This is a genomic window from Microcystis sp. M53603_WE2, from assembly GCF_030065435.1.
The window spans coordinates 1-2250 of sequence record NZ_JASJFF010001127.1 but is presented as its reverse complement, the minus strand read 5'-3'; the positions used below and the strand labels follow the sequence as shown (position 1 = coordinate 2250).

Sequence of the window (2250 nt, the reverse complement as noted above, 5' to 3'; positions counted from 1 at the left end):
CTCTTGAAGGAGAAAAAGAAAGTTGTTTATAAAAAAACTAAAAATTTTGTTGGAATTTCATCTGAATTTATGAGTTGAAATCTATTTTTCATGGACAGAGTTCTTAAAACCTGTCTATCTCCAGCGTTGGATGATAATTATCTGTCAAAAAATAATGCTTCTACACAAGTTCTCTATTTAAATAAGAGAATTTTATCTGATTTTTTTCAAAATGAGAACTGCTGCAATAAATCTACTGTAAAAGATGATAAAGTTCCTATTGTCAATGCTTATTGGCTAAATTATTATGCTATTTGGTGGCACGTCTGAATTTTCCACAAATGCTACCCCCCCAATCTCCTATCAAGTGGTTAGCTCACTTCCTGGGCGAATCCGCTGGCGTGTCCCTTCCCTGCGCCAAAACCTAACAGGACAAAATATTCTCCAGGGAGCGATCGCTGCTCTAGAAAGCGTTACCAGCGTCCGCATCAACCCCTAGGCTAACTCAATCATTGTCACCTTTGCTGAAGGGAAAATGTCTCCCGCACAATTAGAGCAAGAACTGGCAACCGCGATCGGCAAGGCCGCAGCTTCGGCGAACCCAGGGGCAGAAGTCCCCCAGAAAGCTGAATTCAAGGCGGAAAAACAAGTTCCTCGTCCCCCGGAAGAGAAATTGCTGGTGAGGGAAAATCTGGCCGATGCAAAGGTGGAACAGACCCAAACAGTGATCAGTCCCCAGACAGGAGAAAGTAAAGATGATAAAAATCCTCTAAACGAGATACCGAGCCAAACTTTAGTTTATCGGCAGCTGGAAGCCTTACCCGTCAATTCTTGGCAGCGCCAGTGTCAAGAGCAGGCTGAATCAATCGAGAAACTAGAAGACTGCCTCGCCGCCTTACAGCCGGTGGCAGCGATCGGTTCAGCTTGGCTGAGGCGGTGGTACGTCCACAGTCCGGCAACCATAGATTGCGCTACCAGCACCGGCAGAAGCTCGATTGAAAAAATATCGCAAATACCTTTAAAAGTTCCAAAATACAGGCTCGCAATCTCTATTTCAGGTACGAGGAGTGCAACTGATTAGGCCTTGTCTGGGACTAAATTGCCAATTCGATCGAGAATTTTTACCCGAAGGGAAAAGAGGGGCCAGTTTACTGCTCTCGCCTGAGAATTGACTGCTAGGCTATCCTGAGAAAACCATACCGTTTCAACTAAACTAGATCTGTGAAAATCAAGGCTCTTAAAAATGACCGCCAAGCCCAAAATGATTTTTCGGCTGACTTCTCCCATCAACCGGTTTCTCTTCACGCTGACAGTGGCAATTTTCGTTTATTTAATCACGGGAGAATTTTACCAGGAATTGCGGTTTCTCTTGGCTTACGATCTAGCGATACTAAGTTATTTGAGTGTTTTAGCAGTGCAAATGTCCAAAGCGACTGCGGAAGATACCTTTCGTCTGTCTCAACAGCAAGAACCCAAGGGTATTAGCACTTTATTTGCTGTGCTGCTATTTTCTGGTATGGGGTTAATTGCTCTTTCTTTATTACTCAACAACTCCAAGAAATGGACTCCCTTGTTGACGAATTTGCACATGGGACTGTCCCTATTAGCGATCTTTTTGTCTTGGACTCTGGTACATACTTTTTTTGCTCTGTATTATGCCAGACTCTAGTACGATGAACTATCCGCAGAAGATTCATCCGCTTACCGCAAAGGTTTAGACTTTCCCAATCAAGAACTTGTGGATTATTGGGATTTTATGTATTACTCTTTTACTATCGCTATGTGTTACCAGACATCGGACGTATCCGTTGAAAGCGTTGCGATGCGACGCATGACACTCTTTCATTCCATCCTCTCTTTTATCTTAGTAGCAGTAGTCATCGGTTTAGTGGTAAACATAATTTCTAATCTCATTTAATTGTGTCTGATCTCAAACGAGCCAAATGTCTATCGGGGATATCTCCCCTGCTTATGGTGATCAGTAAATCTGATATTTTGTATTCTGCTATACATTCTTCCCCATGATGTTGAGAGAACCACCTCTTTTAGATGTGGCTGCGGTACGATCTCATAGGTGTAGTTTTTTAACCCACATTCCGCACCCTAGTCGTTGAAATCAAAAGTTGCTCTAGCCCTTGTATAGTAAGACTTTTAGCGATTACTAAGAATTATGAAGTGTCACACTCTAGTCAGCGATCGCCAGCTTAATGAGAGTTTATCTCAATAATTTGGTATCAGAGCTATCAGATTTTTAGGGCTAATTGTGCATCT

The 2250-nt window shown here is 42.7% G+C and carries 2 protein-coding genes and 1 pseudogene; all 3 read left to right on the top strand.

Annotated features, from left to right (window positions below):
* Positions 1 to 286 precede the first annotated feature (286 nt).
* The 3 genes and pseudogenes from PX481_RS23790 to PX481_RS23780 all read left to right on the top strand — a co-directional run bounded on the left by PX481_RS23790 (position 287) and on the right by PX481_RS23780 (position 1897).
* Positions 287 to 478 carry an HMA2 domain-containing protein gene (locus tag PX481_RS23790; protein WP_002757656.1) on the top strand — a complete coding sequence of 64 codons (192 nt, stop codon included), beginning with the start codon at positions 287 to 289 and terminating at the stop codon, positions 476 to 478.
* A 36-nt stretch (positions 479 to 514) separates the two neighbouring features.
* Positions 515 to 1060, top strand: a complete 546-nt coding sequence (locus PX481_RS23785; protein ID WP_002757655.1) for a hypothetical protein — start codon at positions 515 to 517, stop codon at positions 1058 to 1060.
* A gap of 162 nt (positions 1061 to 1222) precedes the next feature.
* A pseudogene (locus tag PX481_RS23780) lies at positions 1223 to 1897 on the top strand (DUF1345 domain-containing protein).
* Positions 1898 to 2250 lie beyond the last annotated feature (353 nt).